Here is a 26,736-nt window from a genome sequence, read left to right on the forward strand (position 1 = left end):
CGCCATTATTCCGACACCAGACATAACAATCAAATAAGTAATTTCGAAACTTGCATATCAAAAATGATATATTAAACTGGCCAGACAAGGAGAATTATCATGGCCGACCCCGCCAAGACGCTGCCGCTCAGTTCTGCGAAATCCCTGCTGTTTCGATCCGGAAATCTGTTTCAGCGCGGCCTGAAGCTCAGCCATCTGCGCATGATTGTCGCGATGGAAGAAACCGGGCAGATCAGCCAGGCCGCAGATATGTTGCAAACATCGCAGCCGGCGGCATCGCGTCTGTTATCGGAAATGGAAACCATTCTTGAAGCCCGGCTGTGCGTGCGCGGATCACGCGGCATTGAAATGACCAATGCCGGGCGCGCACTGGCTCGGCGGGCACGCAGTATGTTGATTGAAATCCGCGAGGCCGAACGCGAGATCGAGGATATCAAACATGGCGGCGGCACCGTATTCATCGGGGCAGTGACGGCCGCAGCCGTTGATCTGGTCGTACCCGCGATCCGAACGGTCCAGTCGATCAATGCCCTGCTTGAAGCTCATGTCTCGGTCGGGCCATCGCATTTGCTGATCAAGGATCTGCTGGCGGGCGATCATGATTTTGTCATTGGCCGCGTCCCCGAAGACATGGACCCCCGCCAGTTCAACATCCGCGAAATCCGCAGCGAGAAAATCCGCCTGATGGTCCGTGCCGGTCATCCGTTACTGGCCGAAAACAAGCCTGTGTCCCTTGCCCGTCTTGCCAAATTCGAATGGATATTGCCGCCGCCGGGTAACCTGATGCGCCGCACGATCGAGGATGTTTTCATCTCGCGCCATCTGCCTTTGCCGCATTCAAGCCTGAATTCCGCATCACTTCTGGTCACCCTTTCCACCCTTTCGGGCACCGATGCGATTGCGCCCATGGCCGAAGAAGTCACATCGCTTCTGAGCATCGGGGGCATGATTGCCGAATTGCCGTTTGACGGTACGATTGAAATCAAACCCTACAGCCTGATCACTGCGCGCGGACATCGTCTGTCGCCATCAGCACAGTTGGTGTCGGATCATATTCTGGCCCGCATTGAAAAACCGGAACTGCAAAATCCGCAAATCTAGGTATTCCGCCGTTTCCCATCCCCTGCCCCTGCCAAATACGAGTGGCGCGATGGCATGCATTTCGCATAAGGTTCTGTCACAAATAAAAAACATTCCACCGGATGCGTGATGCGACTTGTAACATTTGCAGTTTTGACAGTTTTGACACCGGGACTGGCACATTTTTCCGCGACGAGCCGCGCACAGGAAAACACTGCCGATATCCCCGATCCTTATGTCCTGTTTGACCTGCGCGACAATTTTGTCTGGAACCTGACGCATTACCAGATCCTCAATCCCGATGAGGACGTGGTCGAAACCCTGATCACCGAAGCAGACCAGGGACAGATGATCTTTGATCTTGTGCTGCGCGATACGGTCCCGCCCTATTGCGAATTGCGATTTGATCCAGCGATTTGCGATGGTCGCGGTACCCCGGTCGACTGGTTCAGCGACCTGCCGCAGACCATTTGCATGGAAATTCCAGCCAATGCATCGTTCAATTTTGCCGAACAGCTTAAGGGGGCCAGATTCCTGTGCCTTGAACCGCGCGAGCGGCTGATGCTGCCCGAAAACTGGCAAGGAAAACAGTCCGACACACAAATCTATCTGTCGCAGCGGATCGAACCGGGGGCTGTTACAGTCCGCGACGATATCGCCACCATCGATATCCTTCTGCTCGACGCGATAAACACGCCGCTTTCAACCCTGACACCCGAAGGATATGGCGACGCCAAAATCGGCATGACCGAGGATGAAGTGCGCGCTGCCATGATCGAACCTATGACATCTACCCGAGAGGGAACCGAAGATACTTCCTGCTATCATCTGCAATCGGCAGGCGGCCCGACCGGGCTTGGCTTTATGATGCTTGACGGCAGGCTTGCCCGCGTCTCGGTCTATGCCGATGAATATGACATTGCCACCAGCCTGATCAGAACCGGCCGCGCCATTCAGGTTGGTGACGATATCGAGGATGTTCGCGCCGCCTACGGTGATAGTCTGATCGAAGAAGAAAACGAATATCAGGGTCCTGACGGTCGTTACCTGACTTGGTGGGCCAATGATGGCAAAACGTCGGGCATCCGCTTTGAAACCGGCCCGGATGGCACGATTACAGCCATGCATGCCGGAACCGATACAATTGCGCAGTCCGAAAGCTGCTACTAGGCGTCCATCTCTATATTGACAGTCTGAGGCCAGCGGATTAATGCCCTGCGTCTCCCAGCCTTGCGGGCGTCCTGCCCCAAAGGCCCAAACAATCATTTTTACGCCATCAGCTTGCCGCAAAGCGCTTTCATATCGTGCGCCTTGTGCAGGGAATACGAATGCAATCGCCTTATCCATCCAACCTTGTTGTCATCACCGGCGGGCCCGGTGCCGGCAAAACCACACTGATCAATTATCTTCATGAACGCGGCTATGAAACCAGCCGCGAAGTCGCGCGTGCCGTGATCGAGGAACAGCAGGAACGCGGCGGCAATGCCCTGCCCTGGGGCGATAACGAAGCCTATGCCGGATTGATGATGCGCGGCTCGATCCGCGCCTGGCAACACGGCATGGGTCAGGACCCGCAAACCGTATTCTTTGATCGCGGCCTGCCCGATACGCTGGCCCATCGAGAACTTTCCGGTCTGCCCGATGACCCCGGCCTTAAACGCGCCATTGCAACCTATCGCTATCGCAAAACGGTTTTCATCCTGCCGCCATGGTCGGAAATCTACAAAACCGATAGCGCGCGAACACAAAGCTTTTCGGACGCCGTCAGAACATATGTCGTGCTGTATCGCACCTACCTGCAATGCGGTTACGAGCCGGTTGAAATCCGCAAGGGCCCGGTCGAAAAGCGCGCCGCCCAGATTCTTGCCCGCCTGAAACTTTAATCCGCCTTCGACAAATCAGAAGAAAGCGCCCATGCCCCGCCCGCCCCGACGCCGCATCATCACAACAATGATCTTCGCGATCACCCCGTTGCCCATTACATCCATCGCGGCGGCGGCCTGCTATGACTGGCCGCTGCGCGAACGGCACGGCGAATACGCCTATGATGGCGATACGATCTATGTGAACATCCCCGGCCTTCCCGGTGAAATTGCCGATATGTCGGTGCGTGTGCGCGGCGTGGACACCCCCGAAATACGCGGCAAGTGCGAAGGCGAAAAGTCCCTTGCGGGCAAAGCCTGTGATTTCGCGCGTCAAAGCCTGAAATCGGCCAAACGGGTTGAGTTTTGCGAACCGGAATGGGGCCGCTATGGCGGGCGCGTTGTCGCATCGGTGCGCATTGATGGCAAGTCACTCGATCAGGAACTGATCAATCAGGGGCTCGCCCGCCCCTATGACGGCAAAACCAAACGCCAACCCTGGTGCCAAGGGTGAACAGGCACCAAAAATCCATAACTTTGCCGTGAAGGCACTGGACATTGCGGCCAATCCAACCATCTTCGGAAGCATGACCAAATCACGCCTACCGGAGAAACCATGACGAAATACACCAAGAACCCGGACGCCATCAAAGCCCTTGACGCCAATCAGTATCACGTCACGCAAAACAGCGGCACCGAACCACCGTTTCGCAATGATTTCTGGGATCACAAGGAAGACGGGCTTTACGTCGATATCGTCTCGGGCGAGCCATTATTCACATCCCGTGACAAGTTCGATGGCGGCTGTGGCTGGCCAAGCTTCACACGCCCGGTCGAAACCGATCATGTCGTCGCCCGCGAAGACAATACGCATGGCATGCGCCGGATCGAAGTTCGCTCCAAACATGGCGACAGCCATCTGGGCCATGTCTTCCCCGACGGCCCCAAAGAAGCCGGAGGACTACGTTACTGCATCAATTCCGCATCGCTTCGCTTCATCCCCAAAGCCCGGCTCGAAGCCGAAGGATACGGCGAATACAAACCGCTTTTTGATTAAAACAGCAAAGACCGGCACACACGCCGGTCTTTCTTTATCAAGGCCTTAAAAATCCCCCGGCGCACATTGCAGGCAGGTCAGTCCCATATCTCGCCATTTGTCCACCACGCGCTTGCGATCATCGACCACCAGCCACGGATTAAACCCATCAGCACGGATTTGCGCCAGAAGGTCTTCTTTGACTTCCTCGTCCGTGCGGTGATCGGCATCTTCCGGGCGCAGATACATGCCATCAAACGGAATGCCATGCGCACGAAGCCATGCCTCGGACCGGTGCTGCCACCCGGCCGGGCGTCCAGAACAAATCACAATCGCCTGCCCGGACTGGTGCAATACCCGCAAAAGCCGTTCGATATCGGCAATCGGGGCGGCCTTGTCCATTTCATCGAAAAACGCATCCCAGTGCTTTTCCACCCCATGCACCAGGTGCCCCAATTCATCGGCATCGAAATGGGCCAATGTGCCATCCATATCAAACACCACCGCATCACGCGGGTTACTGATCAAATCGGATCGTATGGTTTCTGGCTGGCTCACGCGGAAATCTCCCTGATCAGATCTTCGGTCAAATGTTCATATTCCCATCCCGTTCCGACCGGGCGGAACAGGATAGGTGTTGCATTGGCAATGCGCGGGCCTTCGGCATCAAAACCGGTCATGTAAAGAATGCAACGCGCGACGCCGGAATGGGCGATCACCACCGTCAAACGGTCGCTGACTTCGGCCAATGCCTGCTGCATGGCAAACGATACCCGCTGACACATCGCATCGAACCCTTCGCCATTAGGCGGGGTATCGAAACGCGATCCCGCCTCGGCAATCGGGCGGCCTTCAAGGTCACCCCAATGGCGTTCGCGCAAACCGTCAAGGATATGCGCATCATAATCGGGTAAAACCAGTTCGGCGGTTTTCCGCGCCCGGTCCTGCGGGCTGACATAAACCGCATGCCATTTGCCCATCGCCATCAAGGGGGCAATCGCACGCGCCTGATCGCGTCCGGCATTGTTCAATGGCGGTTCGTTCGACCCGGCGATGATTTCGGCCTTGTTGGCATCGGTTTCCCCGTGCCGGATAAACACAAACGGCACTTTCGGGAAATCAAACGTCTTTGCAGGATAAATCATGTTTGGTCATTGCCCATTTACAGATAAAACCGATCCGAAAGCTGTAACCGCCCGTCAAATCCATCGACAAGGCTAAAGTCCTCGGGGCGGCCATTAAACAGCGGCACGATCTGCATCGCATGGCAGTCATTGGCCATCGCAACCACATCATCAAACAGTGGATGCACGTTCCAACGCCGGAAATGCGCATGGCCCTTTTCGACCATGCGGCGCGCCTCGACCGGCATGAAACCGGTAAAGATCACATGTGCATCGCGGCCCAGCCGCCCTTCCTGCCCCCATTTTTCAATCAGTTCGCCCGCCATGCCATATGTGCCGCACGGCGCATGGCACAAAAGCAATCTGGCATCGGGGTTAAAATCGCGCGCCTTGTCCTTAAGGCCACGCAGTTTTTTGATCGCATCAAATGACACATAATCCGATCCGCCATCACCCAGAACCTGTTTGACCCGACCATAGCACCGCGCATCCATCGACCAGTCGGTCATGCTGTGCTTTTCAAACAGCAATGCCATTTCGGCTGCCCGTCCGCTCGGCGGTACTGGAAACAGGATTTGCCCGTCAAGCTTGGACATCTTGGTCAAAAGTCCGTCGATCCGCACCTGCTGTGTCAGGCGTTCCATGCCATAGGACGCATCCATCAAAACCGTCGCGGCATCGGGCGGCGTGTCATAGAGGAAGTAATCAGACTCCTTGCAGAAATCGCCGGTGTAAAGAACCCCACCGCCCAGTTCGAAATGCAGCCACACCCCGCCAAAGGCATGCCCGGTCCGCCCGGTGGTGACGGTGACACCGTCAACCTGGATTTCCCCATAGGGCGGCAGGATGATCACATTCGCCCCTGCAGGCAGGGATCGCGCCGTGACCTCGGTACAGTAAATCGGTAACCCGGCTGCTATCACCTCCGCCGCGGCACCGATATGATCGACATGATCGTGGGTGATGAAAACAGCGTTAACTTTGTTCAACCATGCCGGATCAAAACCGCTGTCATTTTCCGGACCGACCCCGCAATCCAGCATCCATCGCCGATTGAAGAACTCCAGCCGCAGACAGGCCGGACCTTTTTCACCAAGTCCCGATAAAACACGCATCCGGGCAGACATCAGGCAGCCTCACCTTCTGAACGGTTAAACACCCAGCCATCGGAAATCACCAATCCGACGGTTTCGCCGATCCGGGCACGTTTCGTCGCATAAACCGGCAAAACCTGATCGGCACCGACCCGCACCTGAAGCCGGAACCGACCGCCCAGATAGACGCAATCCTCGACCGAACCGCGCAATGTCCCGGCCTCATCGACCCAGACATCCTCGGGCCGAAGGCAAAGACCAAGGTCCTGCCCGTCGTTGTTACTTGCTGCCTTCTGGCAAATCCGCGCATGGATCGCCGCATCACCCAATCGCACCGAACACCGTCCGGCATCGCGCATAGATACATCGCCAATCGGCAACACCGCCCCGGCCCCGACAAAGCCCGCAACCATATGATCGGCCGGTTCACGGTAAAGGGTCTCGGGGGCGGCCATCTGACGAATACGGCCCTTGTCCATCACCGCAATCCGGTCGGCCATGGCCATCGCTTCGGCCTGATCGTGGGTGACGTAAATCATTGTCGCACCGGTCCGGCGGTGGAAATCCAGAAACGCCTGCTGCATGGTTTCGCGCAGATGCACATCAAGGTTCGCAAGCGGCTCGTCCAGCAATACAGCACGCGGTTCCATTACCAGACAACGCGCCAGTGCCACCCGCTGGCGCTGCCCACCCGAAAGTTCCGTCGGACTGCGATCAGCATAAGGTTCAAGGGCGACAATCGACAATGCCTCGGCAATCTTCGCATCACGTTCCGCCCGGCCAAGCCCGCGCACCTCCAACGGATAACCGACATTGCGCGCCACTGACATATGCGGCCAAAGCGCATAGGACTGAAACACGATGCCAAGGTTGCGCGCTTCGGGGTTGATCATCACCCCGTTGGCCGGATCGGCAACCGCCAGCCCACCCAGGGCTATGACGCCGTGATCGGGTTCCTCGAACCCGGCCAGAAGACGCAGCAACGTCGTCTTGCCACATCCCGACGGGCCCAGCAGGGCTACAAATTCGCCATCATGGATATCAAGCGATACCTGATTGACCGCTTGGTAATCGCCAAACGATTTGGTAATCCGCGAAAGATTTATGTCTGCCATGGCACAACTCCCTTGGGCAAACGACGTGATGCCAGTTGGAAACCGGTCATCAAGGCAATAACAACCAGCACAACCAATACCGCCACGGCCGAGGCCAGAACGGTGTCGCCACTGTCATCCAGATTGAAAATCAAAACACCCAGCGTCTCGTTTCCGGCCGACCACAAAAGCGCCGAAACCGTCAGTTCGTTAAACGCCGTCAAAAACACCAGCAACGCCCCCGCTGCTGCCGACGGTGCCGCCAGCGGCAAAAGGATATCGCGCAAACGGCGGCCAAGTCCTGCACCGCACGCCTGTGCCGCTTCTTCCAATGCCGGATCAAGCTGGGAAAAACTGTTCATCACCGGACGCAGCGCAATCACCAGAAACCGCGCCAGATAGGCGACAAAAATGATCGCAAGCGTCCCATACAAACTGACATCAATCACCGGAATGCGAATGAACAGAAGAATGCAGGCAATCGCCAGAACCACACCGGGCAAGGCATAGGGCACCTCGACCAGAAGATTGACCATATGGGTCAACCGGGTCGGCCGCCTTACAATCACATAGGCCAGCGGCAAACAGATCGCGACCAGCGTCACCGCCGCCCCGACCGACAACATGAAACTGTTATGGAAGGCCCGGATGGTCGATGGCTGAACAAACAGGACTTCGTAAAACGCATCGAAACTATAATTGGCAAGGCTAAGCTTAACACCAAAGGCCGGGACCAGTGCGGTCGCAACCAACGCCATCAACGGGATCACCAGAATGGCGATCAAAACCGTCCACAACACCGCTTCAACCAATGTCCTGCGTGCGCCCAACCGGATATCAAGCGGCCGCCCCACCATCCCCATAAGACGATAGTCACGCTTGCCCAGTAACCGGTGATGCACCGCCACACCCAAAATCGCAATCGTCCCGATCAGCATCGCCAGCACCGATACCTCGCCCAGAACGGACGGACCAAATCCGGCCAGTTTCTGGTAAATCAGGGTCGGTAATGTCGAATAATTCGCAGGGATCCCCAGCATCGCCGGTATCCCGAAATTGCCAAGGGCTGTGACAAACGCCATCGCGGTTCCGGCAATTAAACCGGGGCTTGTCAGCGGCAAAATGATCTGCCACCACAAACGACTGCCACGCGCACCCGCCAAACGGGCCGCTTCGATCTGTTCGCGCGGCAGCATGCGCAAATTGGCCCGCAGCGTCAAAAACACGATTGATGCATGCTGAATACCCAGCAATAGCGCAATCCCCTCGGCCGAATAAAACGGCTGGGGCGATCCCATCGGGGGTGCCATACCCAGCGCATTCAAAAGCGCACTGCTCGGCCCGGTCAGTTGCACCCACGCCAATGCCGTAATCTGTGGCGGGATCATCATCGGGATCATGAAACAGAAAACCAGCACCGCCTTGGCGCGGATATCGGTCAGCGCGACCAGAAACGCAAACGCACCCCCGATCAAAAGCGAAATGACCGTACCAAGCCCTGCGGTATAAAGACTGTTGGCAGTTGCCCGCCATGTCGTCGAACTGCCCAGAACATCGCGGATATAATCCGTACTGGGCACGCCACCGACAAACACGCCCTCAATCGCAAGGCGCGCAATCGGTAAAATCGAAATCACGAACACCGGCAATAAAAGCCACGACAGCAACCGGTCCGAAGACCGGTTGCCAACCGTCGGGCTTGCAAAGCCGGGCATGAAGCCGCGAAGGCGACTTGCAGCCTGCATTATTCAGCCCCGAAAATGTCCGCGAACTTTTTCTTGTTCGCTTCTGCCTGTTCCAGTGCCACGGCCGGATTGAAATCCATCAGCTTGATGTCACTGCGCGCCGGGAAACCTTCCGGCAATGCCATGTCTCCGCGTGCCGGGACATAACCCATATCCAGAACCAGTTCCTGGCCCTCGCCGGACAGGACGAAATCAACAAACTTGTGCGCCGCATCGACGTTCTTGGCGTCTTTCATGATCGCAACCGGCTCGGTCACATAGGTGACACCCTCGGTCGGGAAGACGAAATCAACCGGCGAACCGTCTGCCTTGCCACGGATCGCAAGGAAATCAACCACCACGCCATACGGCTTTTCGCCCGATGCAACCGCCTTGAACACGCCGCCATTACCGCCCTGTGCGCGTGCTTCGTTCGCGGCCAGTGCCTGATAATAATCCCAACCCAGTTCCTTGTTTTCCGTCAGTGTCGACAGGTGAATAAGGGCCGCACCGGAATAAAGCGGGCTTGGCATGACAAGCTGGTTTTTAAGCGCTGGATCGGAAAGGTCTTTCCAGCTTTTTGGGGCTTTCTCGACACCGGTATTATAAACGATACCGGTCGTGATCAGCTTGGTGGAATAGTAATAGCCATCCGCATCATAAAGTGCGGCTTCATAGGCCGATGCTTCGGGCGATTTATATGCCTGCAAAAGACCTTCGCCCTTCATGCCTTCCAGGGTCACGGTATCGGCAATCAGCAACACATCCGGGCGCGGATCACCTGCGGCGATCTCGGCACGCAGTTTTGCCATCAGTTTGGTGGTGCCATCACGCACCCATTCGACTTCGATATCGGGGTATGCCGCCTTAAAGGCATCAACAGTGGTCTGGGCATCCTGATTTGGCTGGCTGGTATAAAGAACCAGTTTTTCGGCTGCCTGACCAACAACCGGCAGCATCATCGCAGCAGAAGCCACGGCAGCAAGAAGAACGTTACGCATCATCCACATCCCTTGATTGCGTGGGGCGTACCTTTTGCGGCCACCCCGAAGGTTTCGTTCGAAAACAATCCGACGGGGACGCTATATGGATTTCGATTTCAGTTGTGTGACAAAGCAAAGAATTAAATGTTTCAACAAGCCTACCGGGCTTTTCAGGCGCAACCAAGCCTGTCTATACTCCTTGATATCGCGAAATACATACTTTCGAACGAAAGAATATCAAAGGAAACCAATGTCCGATCCCGTGCCTCTTGACCGCCGTCGCGACCGGATTGTCGCCCTTGTCAAATCCTGCGGCTTCATGGCGGTCGAGGAACTGGCACGCCGCTTTAATGTCTCGGTCCAGACGATCCGGACCGATTTGCGCGATTTGCAGGAACAGGGGCGCATCTTCCGCCGCCATGGCCTTGCCGGTCCGGCGCCCGATCCGGATAACTCGGCCTATGAAAAACGCGAAGTCTGGAACCGCAGTGGCAAACGCGCCCTTGCTGCCAAGCTGGCCGATATCATCCCCGAAGGCTGCACCATCGCGATTGGCACCGGCACCACCGCCGAACTCGCCGCTCAAAGCCTGGCCTCGCACCGAAATCTGACGGTGCTGACCAATAATATCCATGTCGTGCTGACATTACAGAACGCTCCCAATGTCACGCTGCGCCTGGCAGGCGGGACCATTCGCACTCGCGACCTTGATATCATCGGTGCCGACAGCGCGGAATTCTTTGGCACCTACCGCGCCGATTTCGGGATTGTCAGTGTCGGGGGGATGTCGGAAACCGGGGACCTGATGGATTTCAACATGGACGAAGTCCGCGCACGTCGCGCCCTTGTCGCCTGCTGCGATCACGCGATCCTATTGGTCGATGAAAAAAAGGTCGGCAGAAAGGCCCTTTGCCGGGACGGCCACGCATCGGATTTCAAAACCGTGCTGCTGAACACCGCACCGGGCGATGTTTTGCAACAGCAACTGGTGCGGGGCCGGTCACAGGTGATCGTCGCGAACTAGGATCACGCTGCGCCCTTGCACCCGGTCGCCGAAAGCGTCGGTTCTTCGCAGACATTCAAATCTCGGCAAACATGCAGGGTATGATTGGGGGCCACCGCGATCCAGCTATCGCTTTCGGCATCCAGCGGTTCGGACACGACAATCACGTGATCCCCGCGCTTGCGCCAATAAAGCGATGGTGGCTTGTCATCGCTGGCATGGCGGATGGCACAAACGCTCTCGCCATTTGACAGGCAGGCAGTGAAACGAAATGGCGCAGTTGCCCCGCGTTCCCTCATTTCACGTTCGACAACTTCAATCGTCTTGCGGATCGCGCGATGCGGGTCGGTGCGCAGGCCAAAGGTCAACATCAGGCAGAAAATAAGTTCGCTATCGGTCGTGCCGTGGCGGGTTGCGTAAAATTCGTCATCAATCATCGCTTCAAGCACACGCCGTACCAGCGGATAATCCCCGATCTGGCCGTTATGCATGAACAGGTAATTTTCATGGGCAAACGGGTGGCAATTCGTGCGGCTGGTTTCGGTCCCCGTCGATGCCCGGACATGGGCAAAGAACATGCCCGACCGGATATGATGGGCAAGTGATCGAAGGTTCGGATCGTTCCAGGCCGGCAGGATTTCACGATAAAGACCGGGTGTTTTACGTTCGTCATACCATCCGATACCAAACCCGTCGCCATTGGTCGGCGTTTTGGCCTGTTCGGCATGAAGGCTTTGTTCAACAAGGGAATGTCGCGGCTCGAACACCAGTTTTTCAAGATAAACCGGATCTCCGATATAGCTCAGCCAGCGGCACATATGACTTCCCTTGATTGACGTTACGGCATGAAGCAGTACTGTGCGCTATCTATGCCGGGGAACTACATAACGGTCAATGTGATATTTACGGTTTTGGTCGATCTTCCGGCTGCCCTGCGCAATCTGCCGGATACAGTTGGGGATGGACGATAAAAAGAACAATAAAGCACTTGCCAACCGGGGGGATTATCCGTATTTTCCGCGCCACAAAATGAATCGTGCTGATGTAGCTCAGCTGGTAGAGCGGCGCATTCGTAATGCGTAGGTCGTAGGTTCAAATCCTATCATCAGCACCACTATAACCCCGTCGGGCAAACAGCCCTGCGGGGTTTTTTGTTACCCCTCCCCGGACGCGATTTGACGTTTTTTGTCACAACCCCCGGTGCTCCCCGTCCTTCTGACATGTGAACCGTCGCAATCCTTGTGAAATCCGGTTCGGCGCAGGCATGCACCTTCCGCAGCGTTTCACAAGTGCAACCAGGGGATTGCCAGCATGACCGACAATGACAAACAGCCTGACAGCACAGCCAATACCACGCGCAACCCGACTGCCCGCAATGGCACAGGAAGCCCTGCCGTCGATAATTGGCCGTGGGCCCATGTGCTCGGTTTCGACACGGCAAAGGAATGGGGGCTTGATGCCGTCATTCCTCGCCCGTCCTCGGCCGCTCCGATCCCCGATCCGGCAAATACCACCCCCGATACCAATAGCCCCAGCCCACTGGACGGGTTGTCAGGTCATACACCTTTGGCCGGTCAGAACCTGATTGAATATGCCATGCAGAAAATCGAACAGGCCCTTGGTCAGCCGATGCAACCGGTGCCGCCGCTGTCATCCTACAGCTATGACGAATACGGCAATCTGACCACAATGGCGGGCACGACACCCCCTGATCCTGCGCCCTCGTCTGCCACACCATCCCCTGCAATGACGGATAAAGCGGCAACCACGGCAACCGCCCCGGTCGGCGACAGAACTGGTGGCGGTGACGATAGCGGTGACGCATCCCCGGCACCTGCGGCTCCGCCGCACGATATGCCTCGTAATTCCGACCCGACCACATCCACGCCAACCGAACCCGGCCCGCAATCCTATCGTGTCAATCTGGTCCGCGATGACGGGCGCACGACCCGGCTCGAAGGCACGGTGACATTTGGCGATCTGTATCGTCCGCTTCTGCCCGAACTTTCCGGCAATGCGCAAAATGCCAAAACGTCGGACTGGTCGATCACCCTTGATCAATTGCCAAGTCCCGGCCCGACCAGCAGCGATACCGATACCATCGTTACCGCGAAACTCGACGCTGCCGACATTCCAGCCGATATCCGTCAATGGTCGCTGTCGGTCGGGCCGCAGAATATCAGTACAGCACGACTGGCACTTGATATCCCCGCCACCCTGCCCTCACTGACCCGCGCCAGCATCATCGGCGGATTGCCGTCAAGCGAATGGCATATGGTCGCGGCAAGCCTCGCAACCGGTGACAGCCCGGCCATCCCAGATACAGAACCCGCCGCCCCCGCAAGCCTTGGCATGGATCAGCAGCTCGGCAGCCCCGATAGCACGCAGGAACCCTTCATCGCCACCCTGCGGATCACATCGGCCATTGCCAGCCCCCCGGCATCGATCCCGGTGCAATTGCAATATGCCGGTACGTTGCCAAGCCCGATCCTGCAGGGCGACGTCCCGCTGACAACCACGACAAGCCTGTCGCTTCGCATGCAGGTCATTGCCCCCACCGATGGCAAATCGGGCGCAACCCTGGTCGCGCTGATCCTGCGCGGGGCTGCATCGGGCTTCTCGGTCACGGCGCAGCTGCGCGGCAATCAGAAAATTTCCACCCCGACCGCGATGCTCGGTTGTGTCGATCCGGGGCAGGATACCGAATGCCGCGCCGAAAGCATGATCGCCAATGCCACATCCAGCCTGCAAACCAGCCTGATCAGCATCACCGACGCCCCCGACGATGACGGGCTTGCCGCCTATGGCTTTGTCCTGCCCGCCCCATCCGACAGCGACAATACCGCCGACGCCAGCCCGGCTGCAAAACCGGACAAGACCCCTGATCCGGCACCGGCAACCCCGACCAAATCCCCCCCGACAAAAGGCAAGGACAAGGCCGCATCCGGGACCACCGCCTCAGACAACAGCGACAGCCTCCCGGATACTGACAGCAATGCCAATACCGGCACCGGCACAACAACCGGAAAACCGGACAAGGGAGCCTCCTGATGAATAGCGGCCCGAACTTTCCCGGTGTTGAGACGGCAAGCAGCAAAAAGGACGCGGTAAAAAAAGCATTTAACCAGGAATATCAGGCAACCATGAAGGCGATGGCCAACGCCGCTGATCGCGCCAGAACCCAGATTCTGGATCAGAAACTGGCCGCCGCCAGTCATGCGCAATCAAGCCAAAGCGCAAAAACCGGTACCGCGCAACCCGCATCGTCGGGGCCGTCATCGTCGAAACAGACCGGCACAGGCGGAACAGGCGGAGGAAGTGCATCTTCGGCACCGGCAGATCCCGGTGCCATGGTGATGATCGAAATCGCCAACGAATTGCGCCGGATCATTGTGGCCGAAATTGACATGCGCATGAATCATCTCGCCCGACAGGTCGAACAGGCCATCTCGAACGCGATACCAGATGCCCCGGATGCCCCCAAATCAGCCGAACCTGCGGATACAGGCAACGCCGAAACCGCTAGCGACACAGGCAATTCCACGGCCCAACCGAATAAACCCGCCTCCCCGTCGTCCGGCAACAACACCGCGGCCCCAGACCCTGCCCCGAACCCTGCCCTAGATCCTGCCCCGACGCCAACGCCCGCCGCATCCGCCACCCCCGAAAATGCATCCAAACCCGAACCGTCCGGTAAAGGGTGATTCGGCCTTTTGCCAGAAGTTGCAAAGGCATGCCTGAACACGACCATGAAACACCCTATACACACCCCCTGCGGGAAACCGGTTAAAGTTTAGCAAAAACAAAATCTTACGACCAAGCAGCCCTAGAAAATCCCCTAAAATTTAAAACAACTTTAAGTAGAATTTTTCTTTTTATTCACAATTCAAATTGCACACCGTCATAATAGTCGCGAGAGACCTAAACAGCCTTTGGTTGTAATCTTTCTGAGGAGGGGTCCGAAGTGCAGTACGAAAAAAACACCGAACAGGGACGACCCGAACTATCGGAGAACGAAATCACGTTCGCAAAATCTCTAGATGATGCCTTGGACAAGGCATTGGGGACAGGAGAAAATGTCACATCAATCTGGTCGCACCTGAAAGACGAGCAACGCGCCAGATTGGCAGAAGATTACCTTGCTGCATTAAGCAGTAATTCCCGTGAAAGTTGTAAAACTGGGAATGTCACCGAAGTAAATTATGCCCCCCGCGAACCACAATCGAAAACCGGAAACCCGGCCGTTCCGCGTGGATATCCGGCGAATTTCAATCCTCTGGCCGGATTGCCGGGACTGGAACCGTCATCTCGCGGACCAAGCCCGACCGACATTATTGCCGGAAGCCTCGGCAACCTTGGCGGCAATCCGCTGTCACAAATGCAGCGGTCAATGCAGGATGCAATGTCACTGTTTGGCAATCCCGGTTTCGAACAACCGGCACCCTGTCAGCCACTTGGTCATCCATCCGGGGCGCCGCAATCCTATCGCGACGACGCCAGATCATGGCAAACCGGTCCTTTGGATGATGCCGCCTCATCCAGCATGGAACCGGCCGCGCCAAATTTTTGGCCGCTCTGGATGGATCAGCAAGACAGCCTTTTAAAGCAATGCCTGAAACTGATGTCGGGCAATATGGACGATGCGCAGGATGCGCTGTCCGAAGCCATGCTCAAGGCATCGGTGAAGTTCGAAGATTCAATGGACGAAATTCGCAATCATCGTGCCTGGCTTTCGCGGATCGTGCACAATGCCTGTATCGATCTGCATCGGCAAAACCGTCGCAAGGCGGAATACAAGGAAGAAAACCACGGCACTGCCGATGCCGCCCTGCCACCGATTTCCGGTCGCAATGATCCCAGCCCCGAAGAATCTTTCCTCGCGACCGAAATGTTCGACCATCTTGAACGCGCCTTGCGCGCCCTTCCGGAAAAATTGCGCAAGCCGCTTCTGATGCGATGCGTCGAAGACCGAAGCTATGACGACATTGCCGACAGTCTGGGACTAAGCAATTGCGCCGTGCGCAAACGCGTCCAGCTTGCCCGCGATCATTTGCGCGGTGCCGGCATACAGTAACGGTCATCACATCCTGAAACCGGGCGGAATGAATCAATCCCGTTCCGCCCGGTTCGTTGCGCCCATCACCTACAAAGATCCACTGCTGGCAAAAAAATGAGCCGTCCCGTCACAAGCCCGATCTGCCAGCGTCGATAGGATGAATTCGGGACGGAAAAACCCGTCAGGATTTCCACCGCAAGCAGCATACGAAGGAGTTTTAAAATGGCGATTCCGACCCCGGTAAACGGTCAGATCACCGATGCCGTCACCCAGGCAAACGTCAAGGTGCTCGGTGATGCCCCGGCTATGGCCATGGGCTCGATCTTCCAGTCTCTGGCCCACTCCACCGGCATTCTCTATGAAAATGCCGTCAGCGCCCAGCAGCAGCTTGGCATTTCATCCCAGGCCGCCACCAACCAGGGCGTCATCCAGATCTATTCGGTCGATACCATGGCCGATGCCGTCGCGACCTCGAAAATCGCGCAGAGCGACGTTCCCGACAACATGCTTTCGCTTCTGACCACCCTTCAGGCCGTCAAAAGCTAAGCGGTTTCCTCCCAGACCTCCCCGATTGGGCGGCCCGTTTTCCGACCGGCCGCCCAATATCGTTTCCCGGTAATTTTGCCCGCAGTTTTTGGCGGTTTGGCGTCACAAAGGCCCATCGTCCCCGTCAAATGACTGATCGCCGCGCACCACGCGGAACGGGCCGGTTTCCGGCATATTTTTCCAGGCAACCAGGAGACAGATTATGGCTGATAATACCCCGGTCAATGGCATGATTACCGATGCAGTGACCCAGGCCAATGTCAAAGTACTGGGCGATGCACCGGCCATGGCCATGGGCTCGCTGTTTCAGTCGCTGGCACATTCCCACGGCATTCTTTATGAAAACGCCGTCAGCACCCAGCAGCAGGTCGGCATCTCGTCGCAGGCTGCAACCAACCAGGGCGTCATTCAGGTCTATTCCGTCGATACCATGGCGGGTGCCGTGGCAACGCAGAAAATCGCAACCAGCGACGTTCCGGACAACATGCTTGCATTGCTGTCCGCCCTGAAGGCGACCACCGGCACCGCAGTGTCGTAACTTCCTTCATTGGTTTCGCCGCCCGAACCGGCCCGGCATGCAAACGCTTGCCGGGCTTTTTTGTGTCACACATTCCGCCCTGCACCGTCATAGCGATGTAGTCCACGCGCCAGCCAAGGAGATCGTGATGGCACCGGCAAAAACCGACCCGCCTACCAAGGATACCGACGACGAAGCCGCCACCGAAGCCTTGCTGTCCCTTCAGGATCAGGTGTCGCACCAGATCAGCGACGCTGTCAGTCAGGTCAATGTCGGCACCATCGGTGTCGGCCCGGCCTATGCCACACTTCAGGCCATGCTGGCCCAATCGCAGGCACAGGGCGTGCTGATGGCCAATATGGTATCCGGCCAGCGGCAGCTTTCCATGACCGGCATGGCGACCCTGACCAAAAGCATCGAACAGATGATGTCGCGTCAAAATCGATAAGGATCAAAACGATGAGCTCTCCGCGCGAAGTCGACGAACAGATCACCGATGGTGTGACCCAGACCAACACAACGGTGATCGGCACAGCCCCCGCAATGGGCACCATGCAATCCTATCTGGCGCAAGCCCAGGCACAGGGCATCCTGTTTGCCAATATGGTCAATGAACAGCAGCAGCTTGCCGTTGCCAGTCTGGCGACGACCATGGAATGCACGCGCAATACGCTGTCGGTCGGAAACAGGGACCCAAAGTCGTAAGGGGGAATGAAAGCGGGACAGCAAAGCGCCCCCCTGTTCTAAAGAGCGCACCGCCACCCGATCCCGCACCACCGGAAGAACCGGCTGCGCATGTCGAACTTACTGACGACGAACTCAAACGTCAGCAGGAAGAACATGAAAGACAAAGACAGGCCGGACAATAGCGACACGATTGCAGGTTCAGCCGGTTCTGATCCGGCCTGCAGGCTCACCATTCAAGGCAAAGGCATGATGTCATGAGCGATATCGTCAATCCGCAAATCACCGATGCCGTGACACAGACCAACGTCAAGGTACTGGGCGAAAGTCCGGCACAGGCGGTATCGATAGCCCTGCAATCGCATTCCCATGCAACGGGTCTGGCCATGGAAAACGCCACCCTGACACAGGGCAATATGCAGCAGGTCGCCAATACTGCAACCTCGAAACTGGTGGCAATGATTACCGCTCAGGCGGGCTGACAATCCGGATCGTCATTCGGGATTTTCGTCACAAAGATCAATCATCTGCGTCAAGACGTGTACGGTCATCGTGACCGCCAAATCGGAGGAAGAAATGGCTATTCCAACCCCAGTGAACGGTCAGATCACAGATGCGGTGACCCAGACATCGGTCAGCGTTCTCGGCTCGGCCCCGGCGAACGCCATGGGCATGATCTATCAAAGTGCCGCCCATTCGACATCAATCCTGTTCCAGAACGCCGTCCAGGCCCAGCAACAGGCATCAATGTGTTCGCAGGCGGCCACCAATATGGGCGTGATGCAGCTTTACTCGGTCAATACGATGGCCGGGGCGCAGGCAACCACCAAGATGGCGCGCTCGGACAACAGCAATACACTACTGACCCTTCTGGTCATTTTGGCAGCAACTCGCCGTTAGGCAGAATTCGGATGTCACGCGCCGTGCGTGTTATCCGGAAATTTCAGTGAGGGCGTGACATGGCAGACAACACCCCGGTAAATTCCCAGATTACGGACGCGGTCACACAGACCAACGTCAAGGTTCTGGGCGAAGCTCCGGCGCAGGCAATGGGGCTCGTGTATCAGACGATGGCACATTCCATCAGTCTTTCGATGCAGAACGCCATGCAGACCCAGGGCGGCTTGCAGCAGATCGGCAATGCCGTAACTTCCAGCGCGTGCAAAATGATTCTCGACAGCTCCGGTGGTGGCATGGGCGGCGGTGGCAAATCCTGACGCCGCCAACATCATTTCCCACGCCTGAAACGTCCGGCAACTTTGCGCCAAACTCCTGAAACCGTTCTGTTAACGCGATGAGGCCCATCATGGCTGACGAAAACGAAAATCCCCCAAAGGACACCCCGCCCGCTGGTGGAAATCCCCCCGATGAACAGGATGCCGCCGATCCCGAAAAAGCCGACGACAAAGCCACCCCTGCGGCCAATGCCCAGGGTGGCGCTGGCGGCGTTGGAAACGGTGCTACCAAAGAAGGCGGCGACACCCCGCCCGCGAATGGTGGCGCGGCTGGCGGTGGTGGCGCAAACAGCACACCGCTTAGCACCGCCCTTAACCCGCAAATCGTGCAGGCCGTCGGCACTACAAATCATGCTGTACTGAACGGGGCCGGTCCGGGCGCAAACGGGATTGCCTATCAAAAGGTCGCACAGGCCGCCGCCTATGCCGTGCAGGACAGCACCGATTACATGCGCAACATCATGTCGATGGCATCCGCCACAACCGGTGTGGCACTGCAAAAAATGCTGGTGGAAAAAACGACTGATCCCTATGCCGATATCATCAAGGCGGCAACACAGGCCGTCACCGACGCCCAGCAAACATTCACAAGCGTCGGTACCGCTTCAAGCAGCGTGGTCAAGGATTTCGACAGTATGGCGTGATGTCGCCGCCAAGGGTGATCAACCGGCCTGCATCAACTGAATGCGTTCACAGGCTTCCTTGAAGTCCGGCGCAAACAGCTTCAGGCTCAGACCCGTTCCCTGAAGCTCGAACGCACCCATTTCTTCCGTCGGACAGGAAATGAATTTTGCCACCTGATGGCTTACCAGAACCCGCTTGCCAAGTTGCTTGGTCAGTTGCTCGATCCGGGCGGCCTCGTTGGCCGCCTGCCCGATTACGGTGAAATCGACACGATCAGGCACGCCGACATTGCCGTAAATCACATCGCCGACATGCATGCCAAGCCCATAGTCGAAGGCAGGTAAACCGCTTTCTTCGCGCTGACTGTTCAGTTGATCGATATTGATCTGTGCTTCTGCCGCGGCATAAACCGCCGCCGTACAAGCCTGCTCAAGATCCTGCTCATCCTCGCGGATCGGGAAAATCGCCAATGTTGCATCCCCGATATAGCGCAAGACCTGCCCGCCATGCTTCAGGACCGCACCCGCCGTCGCGGCAAAGAAATCATTCATTTCACCCAGGAAAGCATCATCCCCGACACTGGCGGCAACCGATGTCGAATTGCGCATATCGGAAAACCAGATCACTGCACGCGTCTTGGTACTGTCGCCCAGCTTGATCTGTCCGTCGCGCACCCGATGCCCGGCATCCGAGCCCAGATAGGTTTCGAGGATCGTCTTGGTTTCTTCGTGCATGATGCGCATTTTGCACGACACGGCAAAACGGCGCTGGATCGATGACAGGATTGCCAGATCCTCGTCGGTAAAGCCGCTGGGCCGACGCGTCATATAGGTCATGAAGATACGGTTCGTGCCCAGCGTGCTGTCGCGGTCCGTGGTAAAGGGCGTCATCAGTGCCAGATAATCCGTGCCGCCGGATTTGCGGAAAGTCTGCAAAACATTGAAATCAAGGATCGCCCCCGGCCCGATCAGGTGGCGGCGCATGAAGGTGACATCGTTATCGGACATCCACTTCATCGGGCTGTCCAGCCAGTCCGGGTTCTTTTCGCGCACATCAAGATGCAACGACCGTTCAACCCGGCCCTCATCCTTTGACCAGATATAGGAAACGCCTTCGTAAAGCGGATGCAGGGTCTTGAAGCCGACCATGACGCGCTCGATCGGAATGCCCGCGGCAACAAGGCGCGCCACCATGCCTTCGACAATCGCATCGATATCGGTATCGTCAAGCGCGCGCTCCATCAGCCAGTCATTGACCGCCCGCACAAAACCACCGCCCGACAGGGCACTGTTGGTGCCTGGCAGCGACGTGACATTGTTCGTCGGTTTTGAATGTTCTGACATGGCCTGCTCCGCCCAATTCTTACACTGATATTACATCGCATAAATGGGACAGGCTTACGATTTCGCAATCGCAAAATCGCAAAAACTGTACTGCTTCACATTATTCCTGACAAAACCAGGTCAATCCAGCGAAACCTTATTGCTTCCGGATTCCGGATCAATGGGCTATCGGCGGCAGGTAGATACGGGCCAGAAGCCCGCCTGCGGGTGCTTCTTCCAGATAAATCTCGCCGCCATGCGCCCGGATTGCGGTGCGGGCAATCGCAAGGCCAAGCCCGATCCCGCCCGTTTGCCGATTGCGCGAGGTTTCAAGCCGGAAGAACGGTTCAAACACCTGATCGCGCTGATCAGCGGGAATACCCGGCCCGTCATCGCTGATTTCTATCCATATCCCGCCATCATCGGCTGGCTTCAGGGCCACCTCGACCTGATCGCCAAATGTCAGTGCATTTGAAATCAGATTGCCCAGCGCACGCTTGATCGACAGCCGCCGACACGGATAAACCCGCGGTGCCCCGTCACCCAGAAAACGGATCGGCCTGCCGGTTTCGGCCAGATCTTCGACCGCGGCCTCGATCAGGGCGGCGATATCGATCTTGCGGGTTTCCTCGTTCGCGGTTTCCTCCCGGGCGAAGGTCATGGCCGCTTCGACCATCTGTTCCATTTCATTTAATGTCTCGATGATCCGCGACCGGTTTTCGGCATCCTCGACAAATTCGGCGCGCAGGCGAAGCGATGTGATCGGGGTGCGCAGGTCGTGCGAAATCGCCGCCAGCATCCTTGTCCGATCCTCGACAAAGCGTTTAAGCCGGGCCGTCATACGGTTGAATGCCGTGGCAGCGCGCCGGATTTCAATCGGGCCGTTTTCGGGAACCGGTTCGGGATAATCGCCGCGCCCGACACGGTCGGCCGCCTGCGCCAGCACCGCCCAGGACCGCGTCATGCGCCGCGCCAGAAAGAAGGCAATGATCCCGATCAGGATCGCCGAAACAGCAATGCGAAGGATATTTTGCAGCACCACGCGCGGTGGCGGGGCAACACCATTGATCCGAGCTTCCAGCCAGATCACCGGTTGATCGAGATTCTGCGTACCCGTACTGACCGTGTCATCGTCTGTCGTGGCTTCGTCGCCATTCACCGGAAAGATCGGGACGCTGATCTGCATCAAAGGGGCCGCGACACAATCCAGATGGTCAAAAAACCGCGGGCGTTTGTGGCCCGGCTGATAGGATTCCCAATCCCCAGGCCAGCCCCTGCCATGCATTTTACCATGACGGTCACCGTCATCATCGCGGTGTTTCTTGCGGTCCTTTTTCTCGCGTTCCTCGACCGCACGGCAATCATCTTCGGACAGGACGTGCACCCGTGCAGGAACGACAGGTTCATCAAGCGCCTGATTAAGCCGGTCACTTAATGTGTAACTGATGTCTGACATCGGCAAGCTGTTATCAGGCTGATCAACCAGACGCATGATGCTTTGCGGCGACTGACCGACCCGCAGCACATCGCGCCAGTTTTCCGACGGCGTTGCCGCCAGAACACGCGAAATCGCCGCCACACGGGCCAACGCCCCGCCGCGACGTTCGCTCAGCAATGCATCGCGCCGTTCCTCGGCCAGAAGCAAACCCAGAACGACATGGGTCAGAATAACCGCCCCCAGGATCAGCAAAACCAATTGCCCGACCAGGGTTTCCGGCCAGAAACGGGAAATGAAACCGCGCAGTTTCATTTTTTCACCACATCGCAGGTAAACATATATCCCCCGCCCCAGACGGTTTTGATCAGGGTCGGGTTTTTCGGATCGGGTTCGATCTTTTTGCGCAGGCGGCTGACCTGATTATCAATACTGCGGTCAAACGGAATGGCTTCGCGCCCCTTGGTCAGGTCCAGCAACTGATCGCGGTTCAGCACCATATTGTGATGATCGACAAAGGCACATAGCAGGGCAAATTCCCCCGCACTTAAAGGCACCACAACATCGTTCTCGTCACGTAATTCATGCCGCGTGCGATCCAGTATCCAGCGATCAAAGGCAATTTCACCCCCGGCCTTCTGACCGCGCCGCCCGCTTGGCAGGCTTTGCGCCCGCCTGAGCACCGCCTTGATCCGGGCCAGTAATTCACGCGGATTGAACGGTTTGGCCAGATAATCATCCGCGCCCATTTCAAGGCCGATGATGCGGTCTGTTTCCTCGCCCAGTGCTGTCAGCATTACAACCGGCACATCATGATTTTCACGCAGCCAGCGGCACAGGCTAAGCCCGTCTTCGCCGGGCATCATCAGATCCAGCACGATCAGATCGGGCAGAAGGTTTTCACCCATCAGCCTGCGCAATTCGCGCCCGTCAGATGCCAGCGTCACGCGATATTCGTGCTGACGCAAATACCGCCCCAGCAAATCGCGAATATCGCGGTGGTCGTCAACGACAAGAATATGGGCCGGATCACTCATTAAGCTTTGCCTGTCTTTCCAACATTATCCGATCCCAGCTTATCGCGCCCGATGCCCCATCAAAAACAGCAATTTGTATCAGGTTGTCGCAAAAGGTCGTTTTGGTAAACATTGCGACCATTTAGCCCTCTAACCGGGATCATTTCGCGACAAATCAGGTTCATAAAGACCTCAGTCAAACAAAACGTCCCCCCAACGAAAAGAGGCCCGCATGACCCGTAACAGCAAACTTAAAATCGCATCCCTTCTGATCGCGACCAGTATTGTCGCAACCCCGTTCGCCACCGCCCTTGCATCGGGTGGCGATCATCGCCCGTGGCATATGAATGACGATGATCGTGGCGACGGTCCGAAATTCGGCAATCATCACGGCGACCACCACAAAGGCATGTATGGCAAGCACGGCATGCGCCGCACCACACCGCTGACGGTGGATGAAGCCAAAATTCTGGTCGATGCGATGCTGCTGCGTCGTGGCACGACCGAACTTAAAACCGGCGATGCCAAACCCGTCGATGACGGCAAGGAAATCGAAGTCACCCTGCTGAATGCCAATGACGACGTTGTTGACACCGTCACATTCGATGCCAAATCCGGTCGCCCGGATCGCGGCGAAATGCGCGACATCCACCGCATGATGCCCAAACCGGACCGTGAAGACCGCTTTGACCGTCGCTTTACCACCGAACAGATGACCCTTCTGGCAAATGCCATGGTGATCCGGTTTGGCGGCGGCGAACTGATATTGGGCGAAATCAAGGAAACACCGCGCGGCACCTATATCGCGACCGTCACCAACAAGGCAGGCGACATCGTCCGCGAAATGGAGCTTAGCCGCGTGACCGGCCGCCCGATCAGCTAACCGGCTTTGCCAATACACGCACGACCCTTCGACCCAACTCCCTTTGTCCGGGTTTCCCCACCCAACCGATAGCCCGGACATTACTGGCGCCCCCGATATTTCCCCTGGGGGCGCCATTTTTTCTATTTGTATGACTTTTGGTTTGACGTGCCTTCGATCTCTGATCATTCTGCGTTTTTAGAAACCAAGAGCTGCCTGATGTCTGCCACCGACCTTTCCCCTGCCCCGCGTACTGCCCTTGAAACCGATATTCCCTCGATCACCAAACTTTGGCAGGAGACCGGGCTTTACCGGCCCTATAATCCGCCGGAATGGGATGTGCGTTTTGCGCTCTCGGATCGCAATTCGACCCTGATGGTCTGCGAAGATTCCAATAGTATCATCATTGCGACCGTGATGGTCGGTCATGACGGACATCGCGGCTGGATTTATTATCTGGCGGTCGCACCCGCCTATCAGAAAACCGGGCTTGGCAAAAAGCTGGTTGCGATTGGCGAAGACTGGCTGCGCGAACACGGTGTCTGGCGCATGCAATTGATGGTGCGGTCGGAAAACGGTGCGATGCAGGATTTTTACCGTCATCTTGGCTATCGCGCGCTGGATGTCACGGTCATGCAAAAAGACATCGACACCCCGCCCGCTGATCGCGGCGAACAGACAAACAGCCGTTAAGGTGCCACCGGCTGCGCGGTCGATGCCCGTTCCGGGCTGTTGCTGTTGTCGCCCCGATCATCACGCGCAATTGCCAGCGACGCCCGTGCGATACGGCGCGCGCGTACATATAATCGGTTGATGCGTTCGACCAGCGCGACCTCGGTTCGGTAACGACGAATATCGGCGTCGCGCGGGCCGATATCATCGCTGATCCGGCGCAGGGTGACGTCCATTTTTTCAATGAACTCTGCCTTGCGGGCCAAAACGCGGTTGGCGGCCTCGACATCGTCGCTGGCAAAGGCGGTCAGCGCCTGCTTCAGGCATTCCTCAGAAAAAGTGAATAATTCGGACATTTTTTCACGGCTATCCAATAATGGCAGATTGCGTTCGGATAACAATCTGCCGACCAGCTCGGTCATTTCCTCGCTGATAATATCACCGATGGCCTCAAGATGATTGCTGATCGCAAGCTTGTTTAACAACCGGTTCTGATCCGATGGCAGCAATTCGGAATGGCGCAGTTTTCCGGCAAACCGCGCAATCGCATCCTGAAGACTGTCAATTCCGTCATCAAGCTCAGCAATTTTTTCAAGCTTTTCGCGTGTCGGGTTCTGCATGGTTTCGCGCCCGCGCCGCACGACATCGCAGACGATATCACCCATATGCATGACCTCGTTTCGCAGCAGCATCAGGGCCGCAGAGGGGGTATTGGCAATTTCATTGACCAGAAATTTTGGTGCCGGGTCAAGCGGCGGTTCGAACACATCACGCACCGGCACACATTTTTCGATCAGACGCGCAATCCACGGCACGAAACCGATCATGATCGCCACATTGGCAATGTTGAAAATGCTGTGCGCATTGGCGATTTCACGCGCGATATCGACCTGCCCGCCATTTCCGCCAAGCGATATGACGCGCACAAGATCGGCCAGTTGCGAAATGAACGGTAACCAGATCAGCACCCCGACCACGTTAAAGAACACATGACCAAGGGCCGTGCGCATCGCATCGCGGTTCTTGCCAATCGTCACCAGAAGGGCTGTGAAACAGGTGCCGATGTTCGCCCCGAAGATCAGGGCAATTCCGCCTTCGAGCGGCACCAGTCCCTGTCCCGCCAGCACAATGACAATCCCGGTTGTTGCCGCACTTGATTGCACAAGGGCGGTAAAGGCCGCGGCAATCGCAATCGCGATCAGCGGGTTGGTCATTTGCGCCATCAGATCGATGAAGGGGCCATAGGTGCGAAGCGGTTCCATCGCGTCGCTCATCATGCCCATGCCAAAGAACAAAAGCCCCATCCCCAAAAGTGCCCGCCCGGCAAGCGACCAGCCACGATGGGGAACGAAACTCATGACGCCAAATCCGATCGCAATCATCAGCGGTGCGATTGCATCGATCCGAAACGCGATGATCTGCGCGGTCAGGGTACTGCCGACATTGGCCCCCATGATCACCGCAATCGATTGCCCGAAATTCATCAACCCGGCCGAGACAAAGCCGACCACCAGAACCGTCGTCACACTGGAAGACTGGACAAGCCCGGTAATCGCCGCCCCGGAAAGCGCTGCCATGAAACGGTTTCGCGTCATTTTGGCAAGGATTGCACGCAACCGCCCACCGGCCAGCGTTTTAAGCGCGGTCGCCAGATGATCCATGCCATACAGGAAAAGTGCGAGGCCGCCCAACAGGCCGACGGCCATCCAGCCTGCGTTTAATTCCGGCATTAAAGGATCACCGGTCGCGGCGAGCGCGCAATCCAAC

The 26,736-nt window shown here is 56.9% G+C and carries 30 protein-coding genes and 1 tRNA gene; 20 read left to right on the top strand and 11 right to left on the bottom strand.

Annotated features, from left to right (window positions below; translation table 11 throughout):
* The first annotated feature begins 99 nt into the window (after positions 1-99).
* From LG297_RS13980 to msrB, 5 genes are all read left to right on the top strand, one after another.
* The gene (locus tag LG297_RS13980; protein WP_404421246.1) at positions 100-1,101 is read left to right on the top strand and encodes a LysR family transcriptional regulator; all 1,002 of its coding nucleotides are present in this window, start codon (positions 100-102) and stop codon (positions 1,099-1,101) included.
* Positions 1,102-1,209: 108 nt separating this feature from the next.
* Positions 1,210-2,250 (top strand): hypothetical protein, encoded by a 1,041-nt coding sequence (locus LG297_RS13985; RefSeq protein WP_404421248.1) that lies wholly within the window; start codon positions 1,210-1,212, stop codon positions 2,248-2,250.
* Positions 2,251-2,408: 158 nt separating this feature from the next.
* On the top strand, positions 2,409-2,963 hold the full coding sequence (locus tag LG297_RS13990; RefSeq protein WP_404421250.1) for an AAA family ATPase: 555 nt from the start codon (positions 2,409-2,411) through the stop codon (positions 2,961-2,963).
* A 31-nt stretch (positions 2,964-2,994) separates the two neighbouring features.
* Positions 2,995-3,456: a thermonuclease family protein gene (locus LG297_RS13995; RefSeq protein WP_404421252.1), complete on the top strand. Its 462-nt coding sequence runs from the start codon at positions 2,995-2,997 to the stop codon at positions 3,454-3,456.
* A gap of 102 nt (positions 3,457-3,558) precedes the next feature.
* Positions 3,559-3,999 (top strand): peptide-methionine (R)-S-oxide reductase MsrB, encoded by a 441-nt coding sequence (msrB, locus tag LG297_RS14000; RefSeq protein ID WP_404421254.1) that lies wholly within the window; start codon positions 3,559-3,561, stop codon positions 3,997-3,999.
* A gap of 45 nt (positions 4,000-4,044) precedes the next feature.
* Here msrB and LG297_RS14005 read toward each other — a convergent pair whose 3' ends face one another.
* From LG297_RS14005 to LG297_RS14030, 6 genes are read right to left on the bottom strand one after another with little or no spacing between them, the layout of a single operon-like run.
* Positions 4,045-4,536, bottom strand: a complete 492-nt coding sequence (locus tag LG297_RS14005; RefSeq protein ID WP_404421256.1) for an HAD family hydrolase — start codon at positions 4,534-4,536, stop codon at positions 4,045-4,047.
* A complete protein-coding gene (locus LG297_RS14010; protein ID WP_404421258.1) occupies positions 4,533-5,123 on the bottom strand; it encodes a histidine phosphatase family protein in 591 nt (196 codons plus the stop codon). The genes LG297_RS14005 and LG297_RS14010 overlap by 4 nt, the downstream gene beginning before the upstream one ends.
* A gap of 17 nt (positions 5,124-5,140) precedes the next feature.
* Positions 5,141-6,229, bottom strand: a complete 1,089-nt coding sequence (locus tag LG297_RS14015) for an MBL fold metallo-hydrolase (RefSeq protein WP_404421260.1) — start codon at positions 6,227-6,229, stop codon at positions 5,141-5,143.
* Positions 6,229-7,311, bottom strand: a complete 1,083-nt coding sequence (locus LG297_RS14020; protein WP_404421262.1) for an ABC transporter ATP-binding protein — start codon at positions 7,309-7,311, stop codon at positions 6,229-6,231. Before LG297_RS14020 ends, LG297_RS14015 begins: the two co-directional genes overlap by 1 nt.
* Positions 7,299-9,035 carry an ABC transporter permease gene (locus LG297_RS14025; protein ID WP_404421264.1) on the bottom strand — a complete coding sequence of 579 codons (1,737 nt, stop codon included), beginning with the start codon at positions 9,033-9,035 and terminating at the stop codon, positions 7,299-7,301. The genes LG297_RS14020 and LG297_RS14025 overlap by 13 nt, the downstream gene beginning before the upstream one ends.
* Complete coding sequence (locus LG297_RS14030) at positions 9,035-10,015, bottom strand: ABC transporter substrate-binding protein (RefSeq protein WP_404421266.1); 981 nt, start codon at positions 10,013-10,015, stop codon at positions 9,035-9,037. Before LG297_RS14030 ends, LG297_RS14025 begins: the two co-directional genes overlap by 1 nt.
* A 232-nt stretch (positions 10,016-10,247) precedes the next feature.
* Here LG297_RS14030 and LG297_RS14035 point away from each other — a divergent pair, with 232 nt between their 5' ends.
* Positions 10,248-11,021 carry a DeoR/GlpR family DNA-binding transcription regulator gene (locus tag LG297_RS14035; protein ID WP_404421268.1) on the top strand — a complete coding sequence of 258 codons (774 nt, stop codon included), beginning with the start codon at positions 10,248-10,250 and terminating at the stop codon, positions 11,019-11,021.
* 2 nt (positions 11,022-11,023) lie between these two features.
* Here the strand turns inward: LG297_RS14035 and LG297_RS14040 are convergent, their stop codons facing one another.
* Entirely contained in the window at positions 11,024-11,818 is a 795-nt protein-coding gene (locus LG297_RS14040) for a class II glutamine amidotransferase (RefSeq protein WP_404421270.1), read from the bottom strand.
* A gap of 220 nt (positions 11,819-12,038) precedes the next feature.
* Between LG297_RS14040 and LG297_RS14045 the strand changes: the two genes are divergently transcribed.
* From LG297_RS14045 to LG297_RS14100, 12 genes are all read left to right on the top strand, one after another.
* Positions 12,039-12,114 (top strand) — tRNA-Thr (locus LG297_RS14045).
* 197 nt (positions 12,115-12,311) lie between these two features.
* On the top strand, positions 12,312-14,051 hold the full coding sequence (locus LG297_RS14050) for a hypothetical protein (protein ID WP_404421272.1): 1,740 nt from the start codon (positions 12,312-12,314) through the stop codon (positions 14,049-14,051).
* Positions 14,051-14,704 (top strand): hypothetical protein, encoded by a 654-nt coding sequence (locus tag LG297_RS14055; RefSeq protein WP_404421274.1) that lies wholly within the window; start codon positions 14,051-14,053, stop codon positions 14,702-14,704. The genes LG297_RS14050 and LG297_RS14055 overlap by 1 nt, the downstream gene beginning before the upstream one ends.
* A 260-nt stretch (positions 14,705-14,964) precedes the next feature.
* The gene (locus LG297_RS14060) at positions 14,965-16,074 is read left to right on the top strand and encodes an RNA polymerase sigma factor (RefSeq protein WP_404421276.1); all 1,110 of its coding nucleotides are present in this window, start codon (positions 14,965-14,967) and stop codon (positions 16,072-16,074) included.
* Between the two features lie 204 nt (positions 16,075-16,278).
* The gene (locus LG297_RS14065) at positions 16,279-16,602 is read left to right on the top strand and encodes a RebB family R body protein (RefSeq protein ID WP_404421278.1); all 324 of its coding nucleotides are present in this window, start codon (positions 16,279-16,281) and stop codon (positions 16,600-16,602) included.
* Positions 16,603-16,804: 202 nt separating this feature from the next.
* Positions 16,805-17,140, top strand: coding sequence for a RebB family R body protein (locus LG297_RS14070; protein WP_062952012.1), 336 nt, complete (start codon positions 16,805-16,807; stop codon positions 17,138-17,140).
* Positions 17,141-17,267: 127 nt separating this feature from the next.
* A complete protein-coding gene (locus tag LG297_RS14075; protein WP_404421280.1) occupies positions 17,268-17,567 on the top strand; it encodes a RebB family R body protein in 300 nt (99 codons plus the stop codon).
* Positions 17,568-17,578: 11 nt separating this feature from the next.
* The gene (locus tag LG297_RS14080) at positions 17,579-17,824 is read left to right on the top strand and encodes a RebB family R body protein (RefSeq protein WP_404421282.1); all 246 of its coding nucleotides are present in this window, start codon (positions 17,579-17,581) and stop codon (positions 17,822-17,824) included.
* 236 nt (positions 17,825-18,060) lie between these two features.
* Entirely contained in the window at positions 18,061-18,285 is a 225-nt protein-coding gene (locus LG297_RS14085) for a RebB family R body protein (RefSeq protein WP_404421284.1), read from the top strand.
* A 94-nt stretch (positions 18,286-18,379) separates the two neighbouring features.
* Positions 18,380-18,703: a RebB family R body protein gene (locus tag LG297_RS14090; RefSeq protein WP_404421286.1), complete on the top strand. Its 324-nt coding sequence runs from the start codon at positions 18,380-18,382 to the stop codon at positions 18,701-18,703.
* Positions 18,704-18,762: 59 nt separating this feature from the next.
* Positions 18,763-19,020: a RebB family R body protein gene (locus LG297_RS14095; RefSeq protein ID WP_007090418.1), complete on the top strand. Its 258-nt coding sequence runs from the start codon at positions 18,763-18,765 to the stop codon at positions 19,018-19,020.
* 89 nt (positions 19,021-19,109) lie between these two features.
* Positions 19,110-19,682 (top strand): hypothetical protein, encoded by a 573-nt coding sequence (locus LG297_RS14100; RefSeq protein WP_404421289.1) that lies wholly within the window; start codon positions 19,110-19,112, stop codon positions 19,680-19,682.
* 18 nt (positions 19,683-19,700) lie between these two features.
* Here the strand turns inward: LG297_RS14100 and LG297_RS14105 are convergent, their stop codons facing one another.
* The 3 genes from LG297_RS14105 to LG297_RS14115 form a co-directional block, all read right to left on the bottom strand.
* The gene (locus LG297_RS14105; protein ID WP_404421291.1) at positions 19,701-21,005 is read right to left on the bottom strand and encodes an adenylate/guanylate cyclase domain-containing protein; all 1,305 of its coding nucleotides are present in this window, start codon (positions 21,003-21,005) and stop codon (positions 19,701-19,703) included.
* A 157-nt stretch (positions 21,006-21,162) separates the two neighbouring features.
* Positions 21,163-22,734 (bottom strand): ATP-binding protein, encoded by a 1,572-nt coding sequence (locus LG297_RS14110; RefSeq protein WP_404421293.1) that lies wholly within the window; start codon positions 22,732-22,734, stop codon positions 21,163-21,165.
* On the bottom strand, positions 22,731-23,456 hold the full coding sequence (locus tag LG297_RS14115) for a response regulator (RefSeq protein ID WP_404421295.1): 726 nt from the start codon (positions 23,454-23,456) through the stop codon (positions 22,731-22,733). Before LG297_RS14115 ends, LG297_RS14110 begins: the two co-directional genes overlap by 4 nt.
* Positions 23,457-23,667: 211 nt before the next feature.
* Here LG297_RS14115 and LG297_RS14120 point away from each other — a divergent pair, with 211 nt between their 5' ends.
* Both LG297_RS14120 and LG297_RS14125 read left to right on the top strand, forming a co-directional pair.
* Entirely contained in the window at positions 23,668-24,318 is a 651-nt protein-coding gene (locus LG297_RS14120; protein ID WP_404421297.1) for a hypothetical protein, read from the top strand.
* Between the two features lie 198 nt (positions 24,319-24,516).
* Positions 24,517-24,990 (top strand): GNAT family acetyltransferase, encoded by a 474-nt coding sequence (locus LG297_RS14125; protein ID WP_404421299.1) that lies wholly within the window; start codon positions 24,517-24,519, stop codon positions 24,988-24,990.
* Here LG297_RS14125 and LG297_RS14130 read toward each other — a convergent pair.
* Positions 24,987-26,699 carry a Na/Pi cotransporter family protein gene (locus tag LG297_RS14130; RefSeq protein WP_404421301.1) on the bottom strand — a complete coding sequence of 571 codons (1,713 nt, stop codon included), beginning with the start codon at positions 26,697-26,699 and terminating at the stop codon, positions 24,987-24,989. The genes LG297_RS14125 and LG297_RS14130 overlap by 4 nt on opposite strands.
* Positions 26,700-26,736 lie beyond the last annotated feature (37 nt).

The organism is Thalassospira australica (assembly GCF_044790785.1).
Classification (GTDB): domain Bacteria; phylum Pseudomonadota; class Alphaproteobacteria; order Rhodospirillales; family Thalassospiraceae; genus Thalassospira; species Thalassospira australica_A.